Here is a 17,461-nt window from a genome sequence, read left to right on the forward strand (position 1 = left end):
CGCTCCTTTCCTGGCGCGTTCCTGGCCTGGGCCGGGATGGTCGGGCCGGGCGGTTGTTGACCGGACCGGCGATGATCTTCCTGGTCAGCCGATCACTCGGGGGTGCCAAAAAGTTTTGTGGAGTTCCTACAACTGAGGGACGGTGGGTTCGGTGGTTGCGCCATAGCGCTTGCCGCCGTCAGCCGGAAAGGTGATCACTGCTGGGAGCCGCCGTCTCTCCGCACGCAGGTCGAGGTCTAGCTAAGGGGTTCTTCGGGTGTTCAACCGTGTCGCCATCGTCAACCGTGGTGAAGCCGCCATGCGGCTCATCCACGCGGTCCGCGAGCTGGCCGCGGAGACCGGCATCCCGCTCGAAACCGTGGCCCTCTATACCGATGTCGACCGCAACGCCACATTCGTCCGCGAAGCAGACATCGCCTACGACCTCGGCCCGGCCTCCGCCCGCCCATACCTCAACCTGGCGGTGCTGGAGCGCGCCCTGATCGAGACCGGGGCCGACGCCGCGTGGGTCGGCTGGGGCTTCGTCGCCGAGGATCCAGCGTTCGCCGAGCTGTGCGAGAAGATCGGCGTCACCTTCGTCGGCCCGAGCCCCGACGCCATGCGCCAACTCGGCGACAAGATCGGCTCGAAGCTGATCGCCGAGAAGGTCGGCGTGCCGGTCGCGCCGTGGAGCCGAGGCGCGGTCGAAACCCTCGCCGCCGCCCAGGCCTCGGCAGCCGAGGTCGGCTACCCGCTGATGCTGAAGGCGACAGCCGGCGGTGGCGGACGCGGCATCCGCGTGATCAGGAACGAGGCCGAGCTGGTCGACGCGTACGAGCGCACCAGCCAGGAGGCGGCACGGGCCTTCGGCAGCGGCATCGTGTTCCTGGAGCGCCTGGTCACCGGGGCCCGGCACGTCGAAGTCCAGGTGATCGCCGACGGGCAGGGCACCGCGTGGGCCCTCGGCGTCCGCGACTGCTCGGTGCAGCGACGCAACCAGAAGGTCATCGAGGAGTCGGCGTCGCCGGTGCTCGACCCGGCGCAGGCCGCCGAGCTGAAGACGTCGGCCGAGCGACTGGCCGTGGCGGTCGGCTACCGCGGCGCGGCGACCGTCGAGTTCCTCTACCACCCCGGTGACCGGTTGTTCGCGTTCCTGGAGGTCAACACCCGCCTCCAGGTCGAGCACCCGATCACCGAGCTGACAACCGGTTTCGACCTGGTCAAGGCCCAGCTGCACGTCGCCTCCGGCGGGCGGCTCGACGGTGCGCCGCCGGCAGAGCGCGGGCACGCCATCGAGGCCCGGCTCAACGCCGAGGACCCCGACCGCGACTTCGCACCGTCCCCCGGCCGCATCGCCCGGCTGGACCTGCCCAGCGGCCCCGGCATCCGGGTGGACACCGGCGTCAGCGAGGGTGACACCATCCCCGCCGACTTCGACTCGATGATCGCGAAGATCATCGCGTACGGCCGGGACCGCGACGAGGCGCTCGGCAGGCTGCGCCGGGCGATGGCGAACACCACGGTGATCATCGAAGGTGGGGCCACGAACAAGAGCTTCGTGCTCGACCTGCTCGACCAGCCCGAGGTGATCGACGCCAGCGCGGACACCGGATGGATCGACCGCGTCCGCGGCGAGGGCCGCCTCGTCACGCACCGCCACTCCGCCGTCGCCCTGGCCGCCGCCGCCATCGAGGCGTACGAGGAGGAGGAGCGCGTCGAGCGTCAGCGGCTGCTGTCGACGGCGGCCGGCGGGCGCCCGCAGGTGCAGCACGCCAGCGGCCGACCGTTGGACCTCAAGCTGCGCGGCGTCGACTACCGCACCCGGGTGGCGCGGATCGGCGCGCACCGGTTCCGGGTCGGCATCGAGACCGGCCCCGTCGTGCGCACCGCCGACGTCGAGCTCGACCGCTTCGACCGGCACACCGGTCAGATCGTCGTCAACGGCATCCGCTACCGCCTGCTCACCGGCACGTACGGGCCGACCCACCTGGTCGAGGTGGACGGCGTGACGCACCGGGTCAGCCGGGACGAGGGTGGCGTCCTGCGCTCCCCGATGCCCGCGCTGGTCGTCGCCACGCCCCTCGAGGTCGGCGCGGAGGTCGAGGCGGGCGCGCCGGTGCTGGTGCTGGAAGCGATGAAGATGGAGACGGTGCTGCGGGCGCCGTTCAAGGCACGGCTCAAGGAGTGCGCCGTCTCGGTGGGCAGCCAGGTGGAGGCCGGTGCGCCGCTGCTGCGCCTGGAGCCGCTCGCGGACGACGCCGAGGAGACCGCTGACGACCCCAGCACCGAGACCGTCGAACTGGACCTGCCCACCGCCGCCACGGACATCCCGGCGTACGAGCGCAGCAGGCGCGGCCAGGAGGACCTGCGGGGTCTGCTGCTCGGCTTCGACGTCGATCCGCACGACGACCGCCGGGTGCTCGACGACTACCTCACCGCGCGGCGGACAGCCACCGAAGCCGGTCAGCGGCCCCTGGCCGCCGAACTCGACCTCATCGAGGTGTTCGCCGATCTCGCCGAACTGAGCCGCAACCGGCCGACGGGCGAGGACGGCGGCGCCGCGCACGTACACAGCGCCCGGGAGTACTTCCACACCTACCTGCAGAGCCTCGACGTCGAGCGGGCCGGGCTGCCGGACGCCTTCCAGACCAGGCTCGGCAAGGCCCTCGGCCGGTACGGCGTCACCGACCTGGACCGCACCCCCGCCCTCGAAGCCGCCGTCTTCCGGATCTTCCTCGCCCAGCAGCGCGCCTCCGCGGACGCGCAGGTCATCGCGGCGCTGTTGCGCGCCTGGCTGCTGGAGACCCCGCCGGACGAGACGCTGCGCGAGCCGGCCGGCCTCGCACTGGAGCGGCTGATCGCCGCGACGCAGGTCCGCTTCCCCGTGATCGCGGACCTCGCCCGCGGCGTGGTGTTCGCCTGGTTCGCCCAGCCGCTGCTGCGCCGCAACCGCGCGCGCGTCTACGCCGAGGTCCGTGGGCACCTGCGGCACCTCGACGCGCACCCGGACGCCCCGGACCGCGCCGAGCGCATCGCCGCGATGGTCCGCAGCACCGAGCCGCTGGTCCGGCTGCTCGGCCAGCGGCTCGTCCGCGACCACCTCGACAACGCCGTCATGTTGGAGGTGCTGACCCGGCGGTACTACGGCAACCGGTCGCTCACCAGCGTGCTCACCCGCGAGGTCGCGGGCTGCACGTTCGTGGTCGCCGAGCGCGTCGACTCCAGCGTGGTCTCCGCCGCGGTCAGCTTCGACGCGCTGGGCAGCGCCCTGCGCGGGCTGGCCGAGCTGGCCACCGGCGAGGACGCCGTGGACGCCGACATCTACCTCGGCTGGGAGAACCAGCCGGAGGACTTCGACGCGATGGCGGCCGCGCTGGCCGAGGTCATCGCCGCGCACCCGCTGCCGCCCCAGGTCCGTCGGGTCACCACCACCGTCGCGGGTCGCGGCGGAGCGGTGATGCACCACCACTTCACCTTCCGTCCGTCGGGCGCCCAGCTGACCGAGGACCGGCTGATCCGTGGGCTGCACCCGTACATCGCGCAGCGGATGCAGCTGGAGCGGCTGCACAAGTTCGACCTGACCCGGCTGCCGTCGTCGGACGAGGAGGTCTACCTCTTCCAGTGTGTGGCCCGGGAAAACCGCGCCGACGAGCGCCTCGTCGCGTTCGCGCAGGTGCGTGACCTGACCGAGCTCCGCGAGCAGGACGGCCGACTGGTCGCGCTGCCGACGGCCGAGGACACCATCGCCGCCTGCCTCGACTCGATCCGCCGCGCCCAGTCGCGGCGGCCGTCGAAGACGCGCTTCAACACCAACCGCATCGTCGTCTACGTGTGGCCGCCGAGCGAGCTGACCCGCGAAGAGATGGAGATGATCGCCGGGCGGGTCCGCCCGACGACCGCGGGCGCCGGCCTGGAGGAGATCCTGTTCATCGCGCGCCAGCGCGACCGCCGGACCGGCGAGCTGACCAAGATCGCCGTACGGATCTCGTTCGACGCCGCGGGCGGTGCCGAACTGGCCGTCGGGGAGCCGCCGGTCGAGCCGCTCGAGCCGCTCGACGAGTACCGGCTCAAGGTGCTGCGGGCCAGCAGCCGCAACACCGTGTACCCGTACGAGCTGACCGGCCGGCTCGGCGACTTCGTCGAGCACGACCTCGACGCCGACCACGCCGTGCAGGATGGACGGTGCTCGTCTCCGCCCAAGACCGGCTCCGACTGCGCTCCGTCGTTAGTGCCGGTGGATCGGCCGAAGGGGCGCAACAGCGCCGCCATCGTCGCCGGGGTCGTCACGACGCCGACCGAGCGCTACCCCCAGGGCGTCACCCGGGTGGTGCTGCTCGGCGACCCGACGAAGTCGCTGGGCGCCCTGTCGGAGCCGGAGTGCCGGCGCGTGATCGCCGCACTGGACCTGGCCGAGCGGATGCAGGTGCCGCTGGAGTGGTGGGCGCTGTCCGCCGGTGCCCGGATCTCGATGACCTCCGGTACGGAGAACATGGACTGGGTTGCCGCGGCGCTCAAGCGGATCGTCGAGTTCACCCAGGCCGGCGGTGAGATCAACATCGTGGTCGCGGGCATCAACGTCGGCGCGCAGCCGTACTGGAACGCCGAGGCGACGATGCTCATGCACACCAAGGGCATCCTGGTGATGACGCCCGACTCGGCGATGGTGCTCACCGGCAAGCAGTCGCTCGACTTCTCCGGTGGTGTGTCGGCTGAGGACAACTTCGGCATCGGCGGCTACGACCGGGTGATGGGGCCGAACGGGCAGGCGCAGTACTGGGCGCCGAACCTGACGGCCGCACGGGACGTGGTGATGGCGCACTACGACCACTCCTACGTCGCGCCCGGCGAGGACGCGCCCCGGCGGGCGGTCACCACCGACCCGGTCGACCGCGACATCTCCGGCTTCCCGCACGACGTGGCGGGCAGCGCCTTCGCCACCGTCGGGGAGATCTTCTCCGTCGAGTCCAACCCGGACCGCAAGAAGCCGTTCGACATCCGTACGGTGATGCGGGCCCTCTCCGACCAGGACCACCCGGTGCTGGAGCGCTGGGCCGGCATGGCGGACGCGGACACCGCCGTCGTGCAGGACGTCCACCTCGGTGGCATCCCGGTCTGCCTGCTCGGCATCGAGTCCCGGTCGGTGCCCCGGCACGGCTTCCCGCCCACCGACGGCCCGGACACCTACACGGCGGGCACGCTGTTCCCCCGCTCGTCGAAGAAGGCCGCGCGGGCGATCAACGCGGCCAGCGGCAACCGGCCGCTCGTCGTGCTGGCGAACCTGTCCGGCTTCGACGGCTCACCGGAGTCGATGCGCAAGCTGCAACTGGAGTACGGCGCCGAGATCGGCCGGGCGATCGTGAACTTCCGGGGGCCCATCGTCTTCTGCGTGATCTCGCGCTACCACGGCGGTGCGTTCGTGGTGTTCTCGAAGGCGCTGAACCCGAACATGACGGTGCTGGCGCTGGAGGGCTCGTTCGCCTCGGTGCTCGGTGGCGCACCCGCTGCCGCTGTGGTGTTCTCCGCCGACGTCAACGCTCGTACGGCTGCCGACGCGCGGGTGCGGGACCTGGAGGCCAGCGTCGCGGCCGCCAGCGGCACCGAACGCGCCGCGCTGACCGCGGAGCTCGACGAGCTGCGGTCTTCGGTGCGCGCGGAGAAACTGAGCGAGGTGGCGGCGGAGTTCGACCGGGTGCACAACATCCACCGCGCCGTCGAGGTCGGCTCGGTGGACGCCGTCATCCGCGCCGCCGAGCTGCGTCCGCGCATCATCGAGGCCATTGAGGCCCGCCTGGGGTAGAGCGGTCGGAACGCCCGCAACCACGTCAGCACCACCGGTCGTCGACCGGTGGTGCTGACGTGTGGAAGGGGTGAGGTGCGTGGCGGTCTAGCTGAGCGCCACGTTCAGTGCGACGGCGATGGCGAGCCAGACGATGACCGCGCCGATGCCGACGCCGACCATGGCGAGCGCCTTGACGGCGGGTGTCATCCGGGTGTGGGCAACTGTCAGGTTTCCCCAGACGCCCAACGCCCCGATCAGCGCGCCCAGGATGCCGCCGACGGTGAACAGCAGGATCGGCAGCAGCACCAGGATGCGCAGGAAGATCGGCATGGAGGGCCCGGTCCGGTGCTGCACACCGTTGATCTCCACGGTCGGGTGAGGGTCGGCGAGAACGGTGCGTACCGTTGCCTGGACGACACCACCGTCCACTGTCGGCAACGCGTAACGCCTGCCCGTCCTGGGGGCCGGCACTCCGCCGACGGTGACGGCAGGGTGGCCGAAGAGCGCCTTGGTGGCGATGACGATCGGGCCAGCTACGCCGGCGACGTTGAGAGGTTCGGTGTTCACCGGCGTGATCTTAGGAACCGCCGTCCGCGTCGTCCATCCCGTTGATCATGCGGGTCGGTCCTGTCGCCGCAGCAGGCAGGCGGAGGGCGACGCCGCACGGTGCCTGTGGAATCCGCCCTCAGCCGATTCGGCGCTCGTGGCTCGGGCCGCTGTCGAGCTGCCAGGCCGCGGCGAGATCCTCGCGGGCCCGGGCCACCCGGGACCGGATCGTGCCGACCGGGCACTGGCAGATCTCCGCCGCCTCGGCGTACGACAGGCCTAGCACCTGGGTGGCGACGAACGCCTCGCGGCGCTCGCGGGCCAGGCCGGCGATCAGCTGGTGCACTGTCACGCTCTCGTCGGCCCCGGCGGTGATCGCCCCGGCAGCCTCGGCCGCCGCCTGCCAGTCCGGCACGGACGCCAGCCTCGGCCGGGCCACCGCCGTGCGCACGTGGTCGACGGCGACCCGTCGGGCGATCGTGAACACCCACGTGCGGGCCGACGAACGGCCGGCGAAGCCGGGGAGGTTGCGGAATGCCCGCAGGAACGTCTCCTGGGTCAGGTCGTCCGCCTCACCCGGCCCGGCGAGATGCGACAGGAACCGCCAGACCTGGTCCTGGAGGGCCCGGATGAACGCCGTCGCGGCCTGCCGGTCGCCCTGGCCCGCCTCCTGCGCCCACCGGGTGACCTGGGCGTCGTCAACGCCGCCGGTCCGCACAGACCACCGTCCTGTGTGCCACGGGCGCTCCTTTTCGGCCGAGAGGCCGTCGTCGGGACGCCGCCGGTCAGCCGCGCAATCTGGTTGTCGCCGGCCGGTCCGGAAAAGTTCCCGGGGCTCCCACATTCGGGTGACTCTGGTCCTGGATCCGCTCGGTGTTCTCCCGGGCTGGTGGCGGCACCGGGCCGGGCGTACGCCAGGATCGCCACAGGTTGCTGTAGCCGCCACCGGCCGCGAGCAGCTCGGCGTGCGTACCGTGCTCGGCGACGCGACCCTGGTCCAGGACGACGATGCGGTCCGCGGTGGCCGCCTGGCTGAGCCGGTGGGCGACGACCAACGTGGTACGGCCCTCGGTGGCCGCCACGGCGGCCCGGTCGAGGTCACGCGCGCCCGCGCTGCCCGCCTCCGCGGTGGCCTCGTCGAGGACCGCGACGGCGGGGTCGGCGAGAACGAGGCGGGCCAGCGCGAGGTGCTGGGCCTGCGCCGCGGTGAGCTGCCAACCGCCCTCCCCCACCGCGGTCGCCAGCCCGTCCGGCAGGGTACGCAGCCACCCGGTGGCGCCGACGAGGTCGAGGGCGCGGGTCAGCTCGGCGTCGGTGGCGTCCGGGTCGGCCAGGCGCAGGTCCTCGGCGAGCGGTCCGGCGAACACGTGCACCTCCTGGCTGATCAGGGCGATCTCGCGCCGGAGCTGGTGTTCGCCGAGGTCGGCCAACGGCACGCCGCGTAGGCGCACCGAACCCTGGCTGGGCTCGACGATGCCGGCGATGATGCCGGCGAGGGTGCTCTTGCCCGCGCCGCTCGCGCCCACCAGCGCCACGCGCTCCCCGGGCGCGAGACGCAGGGCGATATCCCGCAGCACGACAGGTCCGTCGTCGTAGCGGTGCTGCGCGACGGTCACCTCCAGCGCTGCGGGCTCGGGCCGCTCCGGACGGGCCGGGTGGCGACTGACGGGCGACGCGGTGTCCGGCAGTGTGGTCACCCCGACGAGCCGGGCGAGGCTCGCGCCGGCCTGGAGCACCGAGTCCGACTCGAACAGCAGCAGGCCGATGGGGTTGAACAGGCGGTGGAAGTAGAGGGCGGCGGTGGTCGCCGCGCCGACGGTGGACAGGTCCTCGCGGACCAGCAGGAAGCCGGCGAGCAGCACGGCGGCCAGCCCCACGAACTCGGACCTGTTGATGCGCAGCCCGAACCGGGTGAACAGGCCGAAGATCTCCAGCGACAGGTCGCGGGCGACGCCCGAGCGAGCCGCGATCCGGGCGACGTGCGTGTCCTCCATCCGGTAGGCGCGTACCGTCGCCGAGCCGCGCAGCGCCTCGGCCGTCGCCTGCGTCCGCTCGCCCGTCGCCACCCGCTCGCGGGCGTAGTACGGCACCGACCGTTTGAGGTACCAGCGCAGCGCCAGCGCGTACGCCGGTGCGGCGGCCAGCCCGGCGATGCCGAGCCGCCAGTCGAGGGCGAAGAGCCCCAGCGCGGTCAACACGACGGACAGCGTCGCGCCGAGGAAGGCGGGGCCGCTGGTGGCGATCACGTTCGTCACCACTGCCACGTCGTCGCCGGCCCGGGCCACCAGGTCGCCGGTCCCGGCTCGTTCCAGGGTGGCCGACGGCAGGTGCAGCGCACGGTCGAGGACCCGCTCCCGGAGCCGGGCCAGCACTGTCTCGCCGAGGCGTGCGGCGACCGCGGCTCCGGCCGCGGTGAGGAGCCCCGCGAGCACCGCCGCACCCGCGATCACGCCCGCCCAGGCCACTACCTGCGGTGTGTCGGTGCCGGCGATGACGTCGTCGACGAGGCGACCGAGCACCCACGGCGCGACGAGCCCGGTCGCGGACGCGGCGACCAGCAACGTGCCGGCGACGGCGCTGAGTACCGGCAGGCGGGCGAGCTCGGTCCGGAGGGCGGCCCAGGTCTGCCGGCCGGTGGCCGTTGGCAGCAACTGCCGGGCCTCGACGCCGCTCGCGGTCGACGGGTCGGTCATCGTAGGACCTCCTCCCGGTAGCGGGTGTCGCTGGCGAGCAACCGCTCGTGCGGCCCCTCGGCGACGACCCGACCCTTGTCGATCACGACGACCCGGTGCGAGACGTGCAGCAGGGCCGGGCTGGTGGTGATCAGCACCGTGGCGCGGGTGTCCGCCGCGCGAACCGAGGCCAGCCCTTCGGCGAGCAGTGCCTCGGTCACCGCGTCGACGGCAGTGGTGGGGTTGTGCAGCACCAGTACCGGTGGGTCGGCGACGAGCGCACGGGCGAGCCCGATCCGCTGCCGCTGACCGCCGGACAGGTTCGCTCCCCGCTCGGTGAGCCGGCGGTCGAAGCCGTCCGGGTGTGCGGTGAGCACGTCCTCGGCGGCGGCGGCCCGCACGGCGGCCCGCAGGACCGTGTCGTCGACGTGGGCATCGGCGCTGAGGTTGGCCCGCAGGGTGCCCTCGAACAGCGCCACGTCGTGGGGCTCCACCAGGACCACGGCGCGGGCGGCGTCGATGTGCAGGTCCTCGACGGGTACGCCGTCGACGTACAGCGTCCCCTGGTGGTCCGCGTGGTGCACCCGGCCGGCCAGCAGCGCGACGAGCGCTTCGGCCTCGCTCGGGTCGTAGGCGAGCACGCCCACGATCTCACCGGCGCGGACGTGCAGGCTGACGGCGTCGAGGCCGGCGTGCGAGACCTCGTCGAGGGCGAGCCGGGAAGGGCTCGGGGTGGGCGGCCCGGCGTCACCCGGCGCGAGGACCGGCGCCGCGCCGAGGACCCGGGCGACCCGCGCCGCCGAGGCCCGGGCCATGGCGAACAGTTGTACGCAGTACCCGAGCGTCTGCACCGGCTCGGCGATGAACTGGGCCAGCCCGACGACGGCGACGAGTTCGCCGATGGTGAGCCGACCCTGGAGCGCGAGCCAGCCCGCGACACCGGCGACCGTCGCGAGGAAGAGTCCGTTGACCATGGTGGTGAGGCCGAGGTGCAGGCCCTTGGTGGTGGCGGCGCGAAGGGTCACGTCGAGGGCGTGCCGGCTGGCGCCCGCGTACCGTCGGGCGGCGTGGTCCTGCGCGCCGATGCCGCGCAGCACGCGCAGCCCGCTGACGAGGTCGACGGCGAGTGCCGTCGTTGCCGCGAGGGCCTCCTGCTGCGACGTGCTGCGCCTGGTGAGCAACGGCGCCATCCGCTGGAGGGCGACGACCAGCAGCGGTACGCCGACGAGCACCCCGAGCCCGAGGGGGACGTCGACGACGAGCAGCGCGACGGCCGCGACCACGATCGCGGTGAGCGCCGCGGCGGTGAGCCCGGCGACGCGTACGACCAGTGCGGACAGCTCAGCGTCGGAGGCCGTGACGGACAGCAGTTCGCCATCGCGCAGACCCGAGCGGTGTCCGCGCGGGTCGAGGGCGCTCCGGACGATCTCGACGCGGGTCGCGTGCGCCTCGTGTTCGACGGCGGCGTAGGCCAGCCGGGCGCCGGTGCGGTAGGCGAAGGCGAGGGCGGTGAACAGGGCGGCGAGGCCGGCGAGGGAGAGCAGCAGCGCGGCGACGTCCCCGGTGGCCACCGCCTGGTCGATGATCACGCCGATGGCGACCGGTACGAGGGCCTCGGTGGCCTGGTGGGCGCAGAGCAGCACGATGCCGAGCACCACCCGGCGGCGCTGTCGGCGCAGGGCGCGGCGGAGCACCACGCTCCCACTGACCTCGGCGACTGTCATGCTCGGATCGATGGGGGCATGGCGGCAGACTCCAGTAGTGAGGGCAGGCTAACCTAACACGCCCTCGGCCAGCCGCAGCCGCCGGAGTGCCGGCCACCCGGCTCACCAGTCGTGGACCGTGCCGTCCTTGAGCCGGTTGAACGGCAGGTACGCCGGCTCGTACGGGAACCGGGCCGCCGCCTCCTCGTCGAGCTCCACTCCGAGCCCGGGCTGGTCGCCCGGATGCAGGTAGCCGTCGGTGAAGGTGAACGACTGCCGGAACACCTCGTTGGCCAACGGGGTGTGCTTCATGTACTCCTGGATCCCGAAGTTGTGGATGGCCAGGTCCAGGTGCAGGGCCGCGGCCATCCCCACCGGGGAGATGTCGGTCGGGCCGTGGATGCCCGACTTGATCTGGTACTGGGCGGCGAAGTCGAGCAGCTTGCGCATCGCGGTGATGCCGCCGGTGTGGGTGACAGCGGACCGGACGTAGTCGATCAGCTGCTCCCGGATCAGGGTCTGGTAGTCCCAGACGGTGTTGAAGACCTCACCGATGGCCAGCGGGGTGGTGGTGTGCTGGCGGACCAGCCGCAGCGCCTCCTGGTTCTCGGCCGGGGTGCAGTCCTCCAGCCAGAACAGGTCGTACGGTTCGAGGGCCTTGCCGAGCTTGGCGGCCTGGATCGGGGTCATCCGGTGGTGACCGTCGTGCAGCAGCGGCAACTCCGGGCCGAACTCGCCACGCACCGCCTCGAAGACCGACGGTAGGTGGCGCAGGTACGCGCGGGTGTCCCAGTCCTCCTCGGCGGGCAGCGGGGTGCGCTGCGCGGGTTCGTAGTCGTAGCGCTGGCCGGTGGCGCTGGGTTGCGCGGCCACGCCGTAGACGGCGTTGATCCCCGGCACCGCGGTCTGCACCCGGATCGACCGGAAGCCCTCGTCGAGGTGGCGGCGGATCGAGTCGAACAGCTCGGGGATGTCCCGCCCCGACGCGTGCCCGTACGCCATGATGCCGGTGCGGGACGCACCGCCCAGCAGTTGGTACAGCGGCATGCCGGCCGCCTTGGCCTTGATGTCCCACAGCGCGACGTCCACCGCGGCGATGGCCGCCATGGTGACCGGGCCCCGCCGCCAGTACGCCGAGCGGTACAGGAACTGCCAGGTGTCCTCGATCCGGTGCGGGTCCCGTCCCATCAGCAGAGGAGCGACGTGGTCGCGCAGGTACGAGGCGACGGAGAGCTCGCGGCCGTTGAGCGTGGCGTCGCCCAGACCGGTGATGCCCTCATCAGTGGTGATCTTGAGGGTGACGAAGTTCCGGTCGGGGCTGGTCACGATGATGTCTGCTGCGACGATCTTCACGGGGTGCCTTTCGTCTTTCAGAACCGGGGGTGGATTCTAGGCTGACAAAGGCGATCGGCGCGGCCGGCGACCGGCCCGACGAACGGAGAGCCGGCCTACCGGGCCAGCTCTCCGCTCATCGGAGGCAGCAACGTTCAGTCGGTCCGGGAGCGAAGGCTCCGGGTCAGGACCGGGATCATCACCGCCGCAGCGACGACGTGCAGCCCGGCAAGGGCGGTGACGGTGGCCGCGTTCGCCCCGGAGATGAGGGGCGGGACCAGCGAGATCACGGTCAGGGCCACCGCCGTCCACACGAACCGGTCGGCGGGCCGAGCACTCCACCGCAGCAGCGCCACGGCGATGACGACACCCACCACCGAGAAGAAGCCGGTCACCACGGCGATCCCGGACAACGGAATCATCTCGCCACCGTCTGGGATCTCGAAGTCGACGCCGGCGGCCCGGGCCAGCGCGGCGGCGAGGGTGGTGATCACCATCGCCGCGAGCGTGGCGATCACGCCGGTGCCGGCGAGCCCACGGAATCGGTGGGTGTAGCGGGGTTGGCCCGATGCCGGGCCGGCGACGATCCCGGTGTCCTTCATGCTGTTCATGTCGTCTCCTTCAGACGGAGGCTGGCGTACCGGATGTGTTGACCGATGTGTGACGGCACCGGGCGTGAAGACCCGCACTCGCGCCGTGCGACGGCCGGGGTTGCACAGCGCACGGACGCCGGTGCCGCGCAGCCAGAAGCCGGCATCGCGCCCGAGGACCGGCCCGGGCTCACCGTCGCGCAGCTCCAACTGCACGCGCCCGCTGGTGACCACGCCGAACGCGTCGTGCCACTCCGCCGCGACCACCTCGGCACGCGCGCCGCCGTGCAGCGTGAGCGTCCGCACCGGGACTACTCCGTGCCGTCCGCCGGCAGGCGTTCCGGCAGCCCGAGCCGAGGGAACTGGTCGTCGTGGAAGATGAAGACCTCGGTGATCGCGCCGCCGGTGATGCGCAGGACGTCGATCGTCAACGGCAGGTACGCGCCCTCCTGCTCCCGCCAGTGGTAGAAGGCGACGGCGGGCTGGCGGTTCACCGAGGTGGGGACCGCACGCAGGCCCTTCATGCCATCGAAGCCGTCCTCGACCCAGCTGTTCACCACCGCGTCGCGGCCGACGTACAGGCCCGGCGTGGGCGGCATCGAATAGCGGACGTCGTCTCGCAGCATGGCTGCGAGCGCGTCGACGTTCGTGGCCACGCTGGCGTCGGTGAAGCGCCGCACCAGCTCGCGCGTGCCGGCGTCCTCGTCGCCGCCGGTCCAGTCCTGCCGCTCGGCGGGGAGGTGCTCCCGCATGCCGGCGCGAGCCCGCTGCAAGGCGCTGTTGACCGAGTTGACCGAGTCCCCGAGCAGCTCCGCGACGTCCCTGGCGGGCCAGCCGAGCACGTCCCGCAGGATCAGCACGGCCCGTGGACGCGGCGCGAGGTGCTGGACCGCGACCAGGTACGCCAGCTCGAGCGTCTCCCGCGCGACGGCGACGGTCTCCGGCTCGTCCGCGTCGCCAGCGGGCAGCTCGTCGAGCAACCGGTCCGGGTAGGGCTGCAACCACAGCACCTCGCCGCCGGTCGCCGGCTCCGGGCGGCGCTTGGCGAGCAGGTCCAGGCAGGCGTTGGTGGCGATCCGGTACAGCCAGGCCCGGAACGTCGACCGCCCCTCGAAGGTCTCCCGCCGCCGCCAGGCACGCAGGAACGTCTCCTGCACGGTGTCCTCGGCGTCCTCGAACGAGCCGAGCATCCGGTAGCAGTGCACGTGCAGTTCCCGCCGGTGCCGCTGCGCCAGCCCCGAGAACGCCGGCTCGTCGACCTCGCCCAGACCGCTCACGCCCAGCTCCTGCAGCCGCGTGTCCGCACTCATCACGTCATCCTTCCGCCTCGTCATGTCCTGTCGCAGGTATGACGGGCGCGGATGCGACAACTCATCACCCAGGTCGCTTTGGACGACCTGGGTGGCGACGGGAGGCGACCCGCCGGCCGCAGGCACGGGTCCCCGGGAGGCGACGGTCGTCGCGCTAGTGCGAGGTGCCGCCGCTCGATCGACTCGTGCCGGTGGCGGAGGGCCGGTGCGCGATGCGGGGCGCCCGAACGGCGGAGGCGGTGCCCGACCCCGGGCGGTAGTCCCGTGCCGCGCTGGCCACCATTTCGTCGGCGTCGCGGGTAAGCGTCTCCCGGATGTGCGCCGGGACGAACTCGGACGTCGCCATCGCCAGTCGGACCTGCACCGCGCGGTCGTCGACCAGGCGGGCGAGGTCCGCCTCGCTCAGCTCGACGGCCCGCACCAGCGCGGCGCGGACGTCGACCACCGGGTCCGCGGCGAGCGCGCTGCGCTGCGCGGCGGTGGTCCGCGGGTTGCGGGCAACCCCCTTGCGTACGCGTGCGGTGCGATCGGCCAGCAGGGCGTCGATCACGTTGGGGTCGTGGGTGTGCGTGCCGAGTCGTTCCCGCACCTCGGGTGACACGTCGTCGATCAGCTTGGCGGCCAGCTCCGGCTCCAGTTGACGACTTTCCGCGAGGAGCCCGCGAAGCTCCTTGTCCGAGGTCTTCAACATGACCTGGCGGATCGACTCGTCACAGGCCGGATTGCTGGCGACGGCCCAGCGGACCCACCGGTCGTCGTCCTTGACCAGGCGCATGAGGTTGGCGATCGACGTGGAGGGGTTCCTCGCCACTGCCTCCCGGACCTGACGATCTTGGTCGCGGGTGAGCGGTCGCAGGGCCTGCGCGGGTGCGTCGGCCCGAGAGGCGACCGCCTTGCGGACCAGGACCGACGGGTCGGACGCCAGGTCGATGAGGGTCATTTGTGGCGTTGTGGGGTCCTGAGCGAGGGCGAGCCGAGCGTCAGCGCCGCCACCGATCGGACGGTGGGCGGTGGTGCCGGACGCGCTGTGACGGTCGGCCTCGCCGACATCGTGCTGTTTCCCCATGCCGCAATCATGTCACGCGCCCGATTCGGCAGGATTGGCCACGGGCGGGACCGGGGCGGGCAGGCGCAGACCGGACATGCCGCCGTCCACCGGCAGCGACGAACCGGTCACCGACCTGGTCGCGGGCGAGGCCAGGTAGACGACGGTGGCGGCCACCTCGTCGGCGGTCACCAGTCGGCCGGTCGGCTGGCGGGCGGCCAACTGCCGCTTCTCCGCCGTCGGGTCGGCCGCACCGGCGAGCAGACGGGCCACCCAGGGCGTGTCGACGGTGCCGGGGGCGACACAGTTGACCCGGACGCCCTCCGTCACCAGGTCGGCGGCCATGGCGAGGGTGAGGGCGTGCACGGCACCCTTCGACGCCGAGTAGAGGGCGCGTTTGGGCAGACCGGTGGTCGCGGCGATCGAGGAGATGTTGACGATCGCCGCGGACGACGACCGGCGCAGGTAGGGCAGGGCGACGGCGCTGGTTCGGGCCACGCCGGAGACGTTGACGTCGAGGACCCGGCTCCACTGCTCGTCGTCGTTCTCCTCCACAGTGCCCACGGCCGAGATGGCGGCGTTGTTCACCAGGATGTCGATACCGCCGAACGTCTCCGCGACCGAGGCGACGGCCGTGGTGAGGGAGGACCGGTCGGCCACGTCCGCCTGGACGCCGAGCACCCCGGGGGTCTCGGGCAGCCCGGACAGCTCCAGGTCCAGGACACCCACCCGGGCGCCGGCGGCGACGAACGCCCGCACGCAGGCGAGGCCGATCCCCGATGCACCTCCGGTCACCACCGCCACGAGACCGTCACACCGCATCAGGCGTCCCGCAGCGTGTTGCGCTGCCGACCGAGACCGTCGATCTCGACCTCCATCACATCGCCGACGGTCAGGTACGGGAAGCGGCCGGAGAGTCCCACTCCCTCCGGGGTGCCCGTGTTGATGACGTCGCCCGGGTCCAGGACGGTGTACTGGGACAGGTGCCAGACCAGGTACGCCACGTCGAAGATCATGTCCTTGGTGCTGGAGTCCTGGCGGGGCTCGCCGTTGACCCGGGAGCGCAGCCGCAGCGCCTGCGGGTCGCCGATCTCGTCGGCGGTGACCAGCCACGGGCCGAGCGGTTGGAACGTCTCACAGGACTTGCCCTTGGACCACTGGCCGCCGGAGACCGCGAGTTGGAAGTCCCGCTCGGAGACGTCGTTGGACAGCACGTACCCGGCGATGTGCCCGAGGGCGTCGGCCGGTGAGGCGAGGTAGCGGGCCGTTCGGCCGATCACCACCGCCAGCTCCACCTCCCAGTCGGTCTTCGTCGATCCGCGCGGGATCAGGACCTCGTCGTACGGGCCGACGACGGTGTTGGGCGCCTTGTAGAAGATGATCGGTTCGGACGGTGGCGCGGCACCGGACTCGGCGGCGTGCGCGGCGTAGTTCTGCCCGACGCAGAGCACCACACCCGGCCGGGCGATCGGCGCGCCGACCCGCTGCCCGGTGACGTCGATCTCGGGCAGGTCGGTGGCCTCGCGGGCACGCCGGACGCCGTCGCCGGCAAGGAACTCGCCGTCGATGTCGACGGTGAGCGACGAGAGGTCGAAGTGCCGCCCATCGACGTACAGCACGGGGCGTTCCCGTCCCACCGGCCCGACGCGCATGAATCTCACGAACCAACCTCCACCGCCTGGGTCGCTGAGAACCCAATTTCCTATAGGATGCTGTTCGGCTCGTGTGTACTCGCTCACACCGGCACAGTCAAGGGGTCGCTGAGGAGACGAGATGGCCCAGCAGGAACCTCGCGAGGGTCGACTCCGCCCCGCCCGTCGACTCACCCTCGCCGAGGACGTCTACGAGTCGATAAAGACGCTGGTCATGGACCACATCCTTCCGCCTGGCGAGCGGGTCAACATCGACGCGCTCGCCCGGGAGCTCGACGTCTCCCCCACCCCCGTCCGTGAGGCCCTCGCGAGGCTGGAGGCCGACGGCCTGGTCCGCAAACGCCCACTCTCCGGCTACACCACGACGCCACTGTTGAGCCGTGCCGAGTTCGACGACCTGTTCGACGTCCGGCAACTGCTGGAGGGCGCCACCGCCGGGCGGGCCGCCACCCACGCCTCCGACGAAGCGCGCCAACGGATCAGCGTCGAGGCGGCGGCGAGCATCGACGTGGAGGCCGGCGACGGATATCGCCGCCACGCCGCCTTCACCGCACTGGACGCGACGTTCCACGACCTGATCGCCGAGGTCTCCGGCAGCCCGTTGCTGCGGGACACCATCACGCGGCTGCACTCACACCTGCACCTGCACCGGCTGTACTTCCCGGTCGCCGGCGCACCGGACACCAACACCGAGCACCAGCGCATCGCCGCCGCCATCGTCGCCGGCGACGCGACAGCCGCCACCGAGGCGATGCGGGCGCACCTCAGCGCCGCCCGGGAGCGCCACCTGCCCGCCTTCGACCGGCTCCCCACCCCCGCGACACCCCGCGACTCGGCCTGACCCACCCCCACA

At 72.2% G+C, this 17,461-nt stretch carries 12 protein-coding genes; 2 read left to right on the forward strand and 10 right to left on the reverse strand.

What is annotated here, in order from left to right:
- The first annotated feature begins 256 nt into the window (after window positions 1–256).
- Complete coding sequence (locus ACFYPG_RS03750; RefSeq protein ID WP_387350072.1) at window positions 257–5,776, forward strand: carboxyl transferase domain-containing protein; 5,520 nt, start codon at window positions 257–259, stop codon at window positions 5,774–5,776.
- 87 nt (window positions 5,777–5,863) lie between these two features.
- Here the strand turns inward: ACFYPG_RS03750 and ACFYPG_RS03755 are convergent, their stop codons facing one another.
- The 10 genes from ACFYPG_RS03755 to ACFYPG_RS03800 form a co-directional block, all read right to left on the reverse strand.
- Window positions 5,864–6,325 (reverse strand): hypothetical protein, encoded by a 462-nt coding sequence (locus ACFYPG_RS03755; protein ID WP_387350074.1) that lies wholly within the window; start codon window positions 6,323–6,325, stop codon window positions 5,864–5,866.
- Between the two features lie 118 nt (window positions 6,326–6,443).
- Window positions 6,444–7,022, reverse strand: a complete 579-nt coding sequence (locus ACFYPG_RS03760) for a sigma-70 family RNA polymerase sigma factor (RefSeq protein WP_387350075.1) — start codon at window positions 7,020–7,022, stop codon at window positions 6,444–6,446.
- A 67-nt stretch (window positions 7,023–7,089) separates the two neighbouring features.
- Window positions 7,090–8,997 carry an ABC transporter ATP-binding protein gene (locus ACFYPG_RS03765; protein ID WP_387350077.1) on the reverse strand — a complete coding sequence of 636 codons (1,908 nt, stop codon included), beginning with the start codon at window positions 8,995–8,997 and terminating at the stop codon, window positions 7,090–7,092.
- Window positions 8,994–10,700, reverse strand: a complete 1,707-nt coding sequence (locus ACFYPG_RS03770; protein WP_387350079.1) for an ABC transporter transmembrane domain-containing protein — start codon at window positions 10,698–10,700, stop codon at window positions 8,994–8,996. The genes ACFYPG_RS03765 and ACFYPG_RS03770 overlap by 4 nt, the downstream gene beginning before the upstream one ends.
- Before the next feature lie 102 nt (window positions 10,701–10,802).
- Window positions 10,803–12,032, reverse strand: coding sequence for a D-mannonate dehydratase ManD (manD, locus tag ACFYPG_RS03775; RefSeq protein ID WP_145795781.1), 1,230 nt, complete (start codon window positions 12,030–12,032; stop codon window positions 10,803–10,805).
- 134 nt (window positions 12,033–12,166) lie between these two features.
- Complete coding sequence (locus ACFYPG_RS03780) at window positions 12,167–12,907, reverse strand: DUF6069 family protein (RefSeq protein WP_387350081.1); 741 nt, start codon at window positions 12,905–12,907, stop codon at window positions 12,167–12,169.
- A gap of 5 nt (window positions 12,908–12,912) precedes the next feature.
- Entirely contained in the window at window positions 12,913–13,911 is a 999-nt protein-coding gene (locus tag ACFYPG_RS03785; protein WP_387350083.1) for an RNA polymerase subunit sigma-70, read from the reverse strand.
- Window positions 13,912–14,065: 154 nt separating this feature from the next.
- Complete coding sequence (locus ACFYPG_RS03790; protein ID WP_387350085.1) at window positions 14,066–14,977, reverse strand: hypothetical protein; 912 nt, start codon at window positions 14,975–14,977, stop codon at window positions 14,066–14,068.
- Window positions 14,978–14,989: 12 nt separating this feature from the next.
- Window positions 14,990–15,751, reverse strand: a complete 762-nt coding sequence (locus ACFYPG_RS03795; protein WP_387350087.1) for an SDR family NAD(P)-dependent oxidoreductase — start codon at window positions 15,749–15,751, stop codon at window positions 14,990–14,992.
- 26 nt (window positions 15,752–15,777) lie between these two features.
- Window positions 15,778–16,617 (reverse strand): fumarylacetoacetate hydrolase family protein, encoded by an 840-nt coding sequence (locus ACFYPG_RS03800; RefSeq protein WP_355006194.1) that lies wholly within the window; start codon window positions 16,615–16,617, stop codon window positions 15,778–15,780.
- Between the two features lie 112 nt (window positions 16,618–16,729).
- Here ACFYPG_RS03800 and ACFYPG_RS03805 point away from each other — a divergent pair, with 112 nt between their 5' ends.
- Window positions 16,730–17,449, forward strand: coding sequence for a GntR family transcriptional regulator (locus ACFYPG_RS03805; RefSeq protein WP_355006195.1), 720 nt, complete (start codon window positions 16,730–16,732; stop codon window positions 17,447–17,449).
- Window positions 17,450–17,461: the final 12 nt, after the last annotated feature.

Origin of the sequence: Micromonospora sp. NPDC005553, assembly GCF_042871765.1 — a bacterium.
In the GTDB taxonomy this organism is placed as follows: Bacteria; Actinomycetota; Actinomycetes; order Mycobacteriales; family Micromonosporaceae; genus Micromonospora.

Excerpts from the sequence above, each read along its gene's own strand:
- ACFYPG_RS03765 (WP_387350077.1), bottom strand. The coding sequence starts at position 8,997 with ATGACCGACCCGTCGACCGCGAGCGGCGTCGAGGCCCGGCAGTTGCTG.
- ACFYPG_RS03770 (WP_387350079.1), bottom strand. The coding sequence starts at position 10,700 with ATGACAGTCGCCGAGGTCAGTGGGAGCGTGGTGCTCCGCCGCGCCCTG.
- ACFYPG_RS03785 (WP_387350083.1), bottom strand. The coding sequence starts at position 13,911 with ATGAGTGCGGACACGCGGCTGCAGGAGCTGGGCGTGAGCGGTCTGGGC.
- ACFYPG_RS03790 (WP_387350085.1), bottom strand. The coding sequence starts at position 14,977 with ATGGGGAAACAGCACGATGTCGGCGAGGCCGACCGTCACAGCGCGTCC.
- ACFYPG_RS03805 (WP_355006195.1), top strand. The coding sequence starts at position 16,730 with ATGGCCCAGCAGGAACCTCGCGAGGGTCGACTCCGCCCCGCCCGTCGA.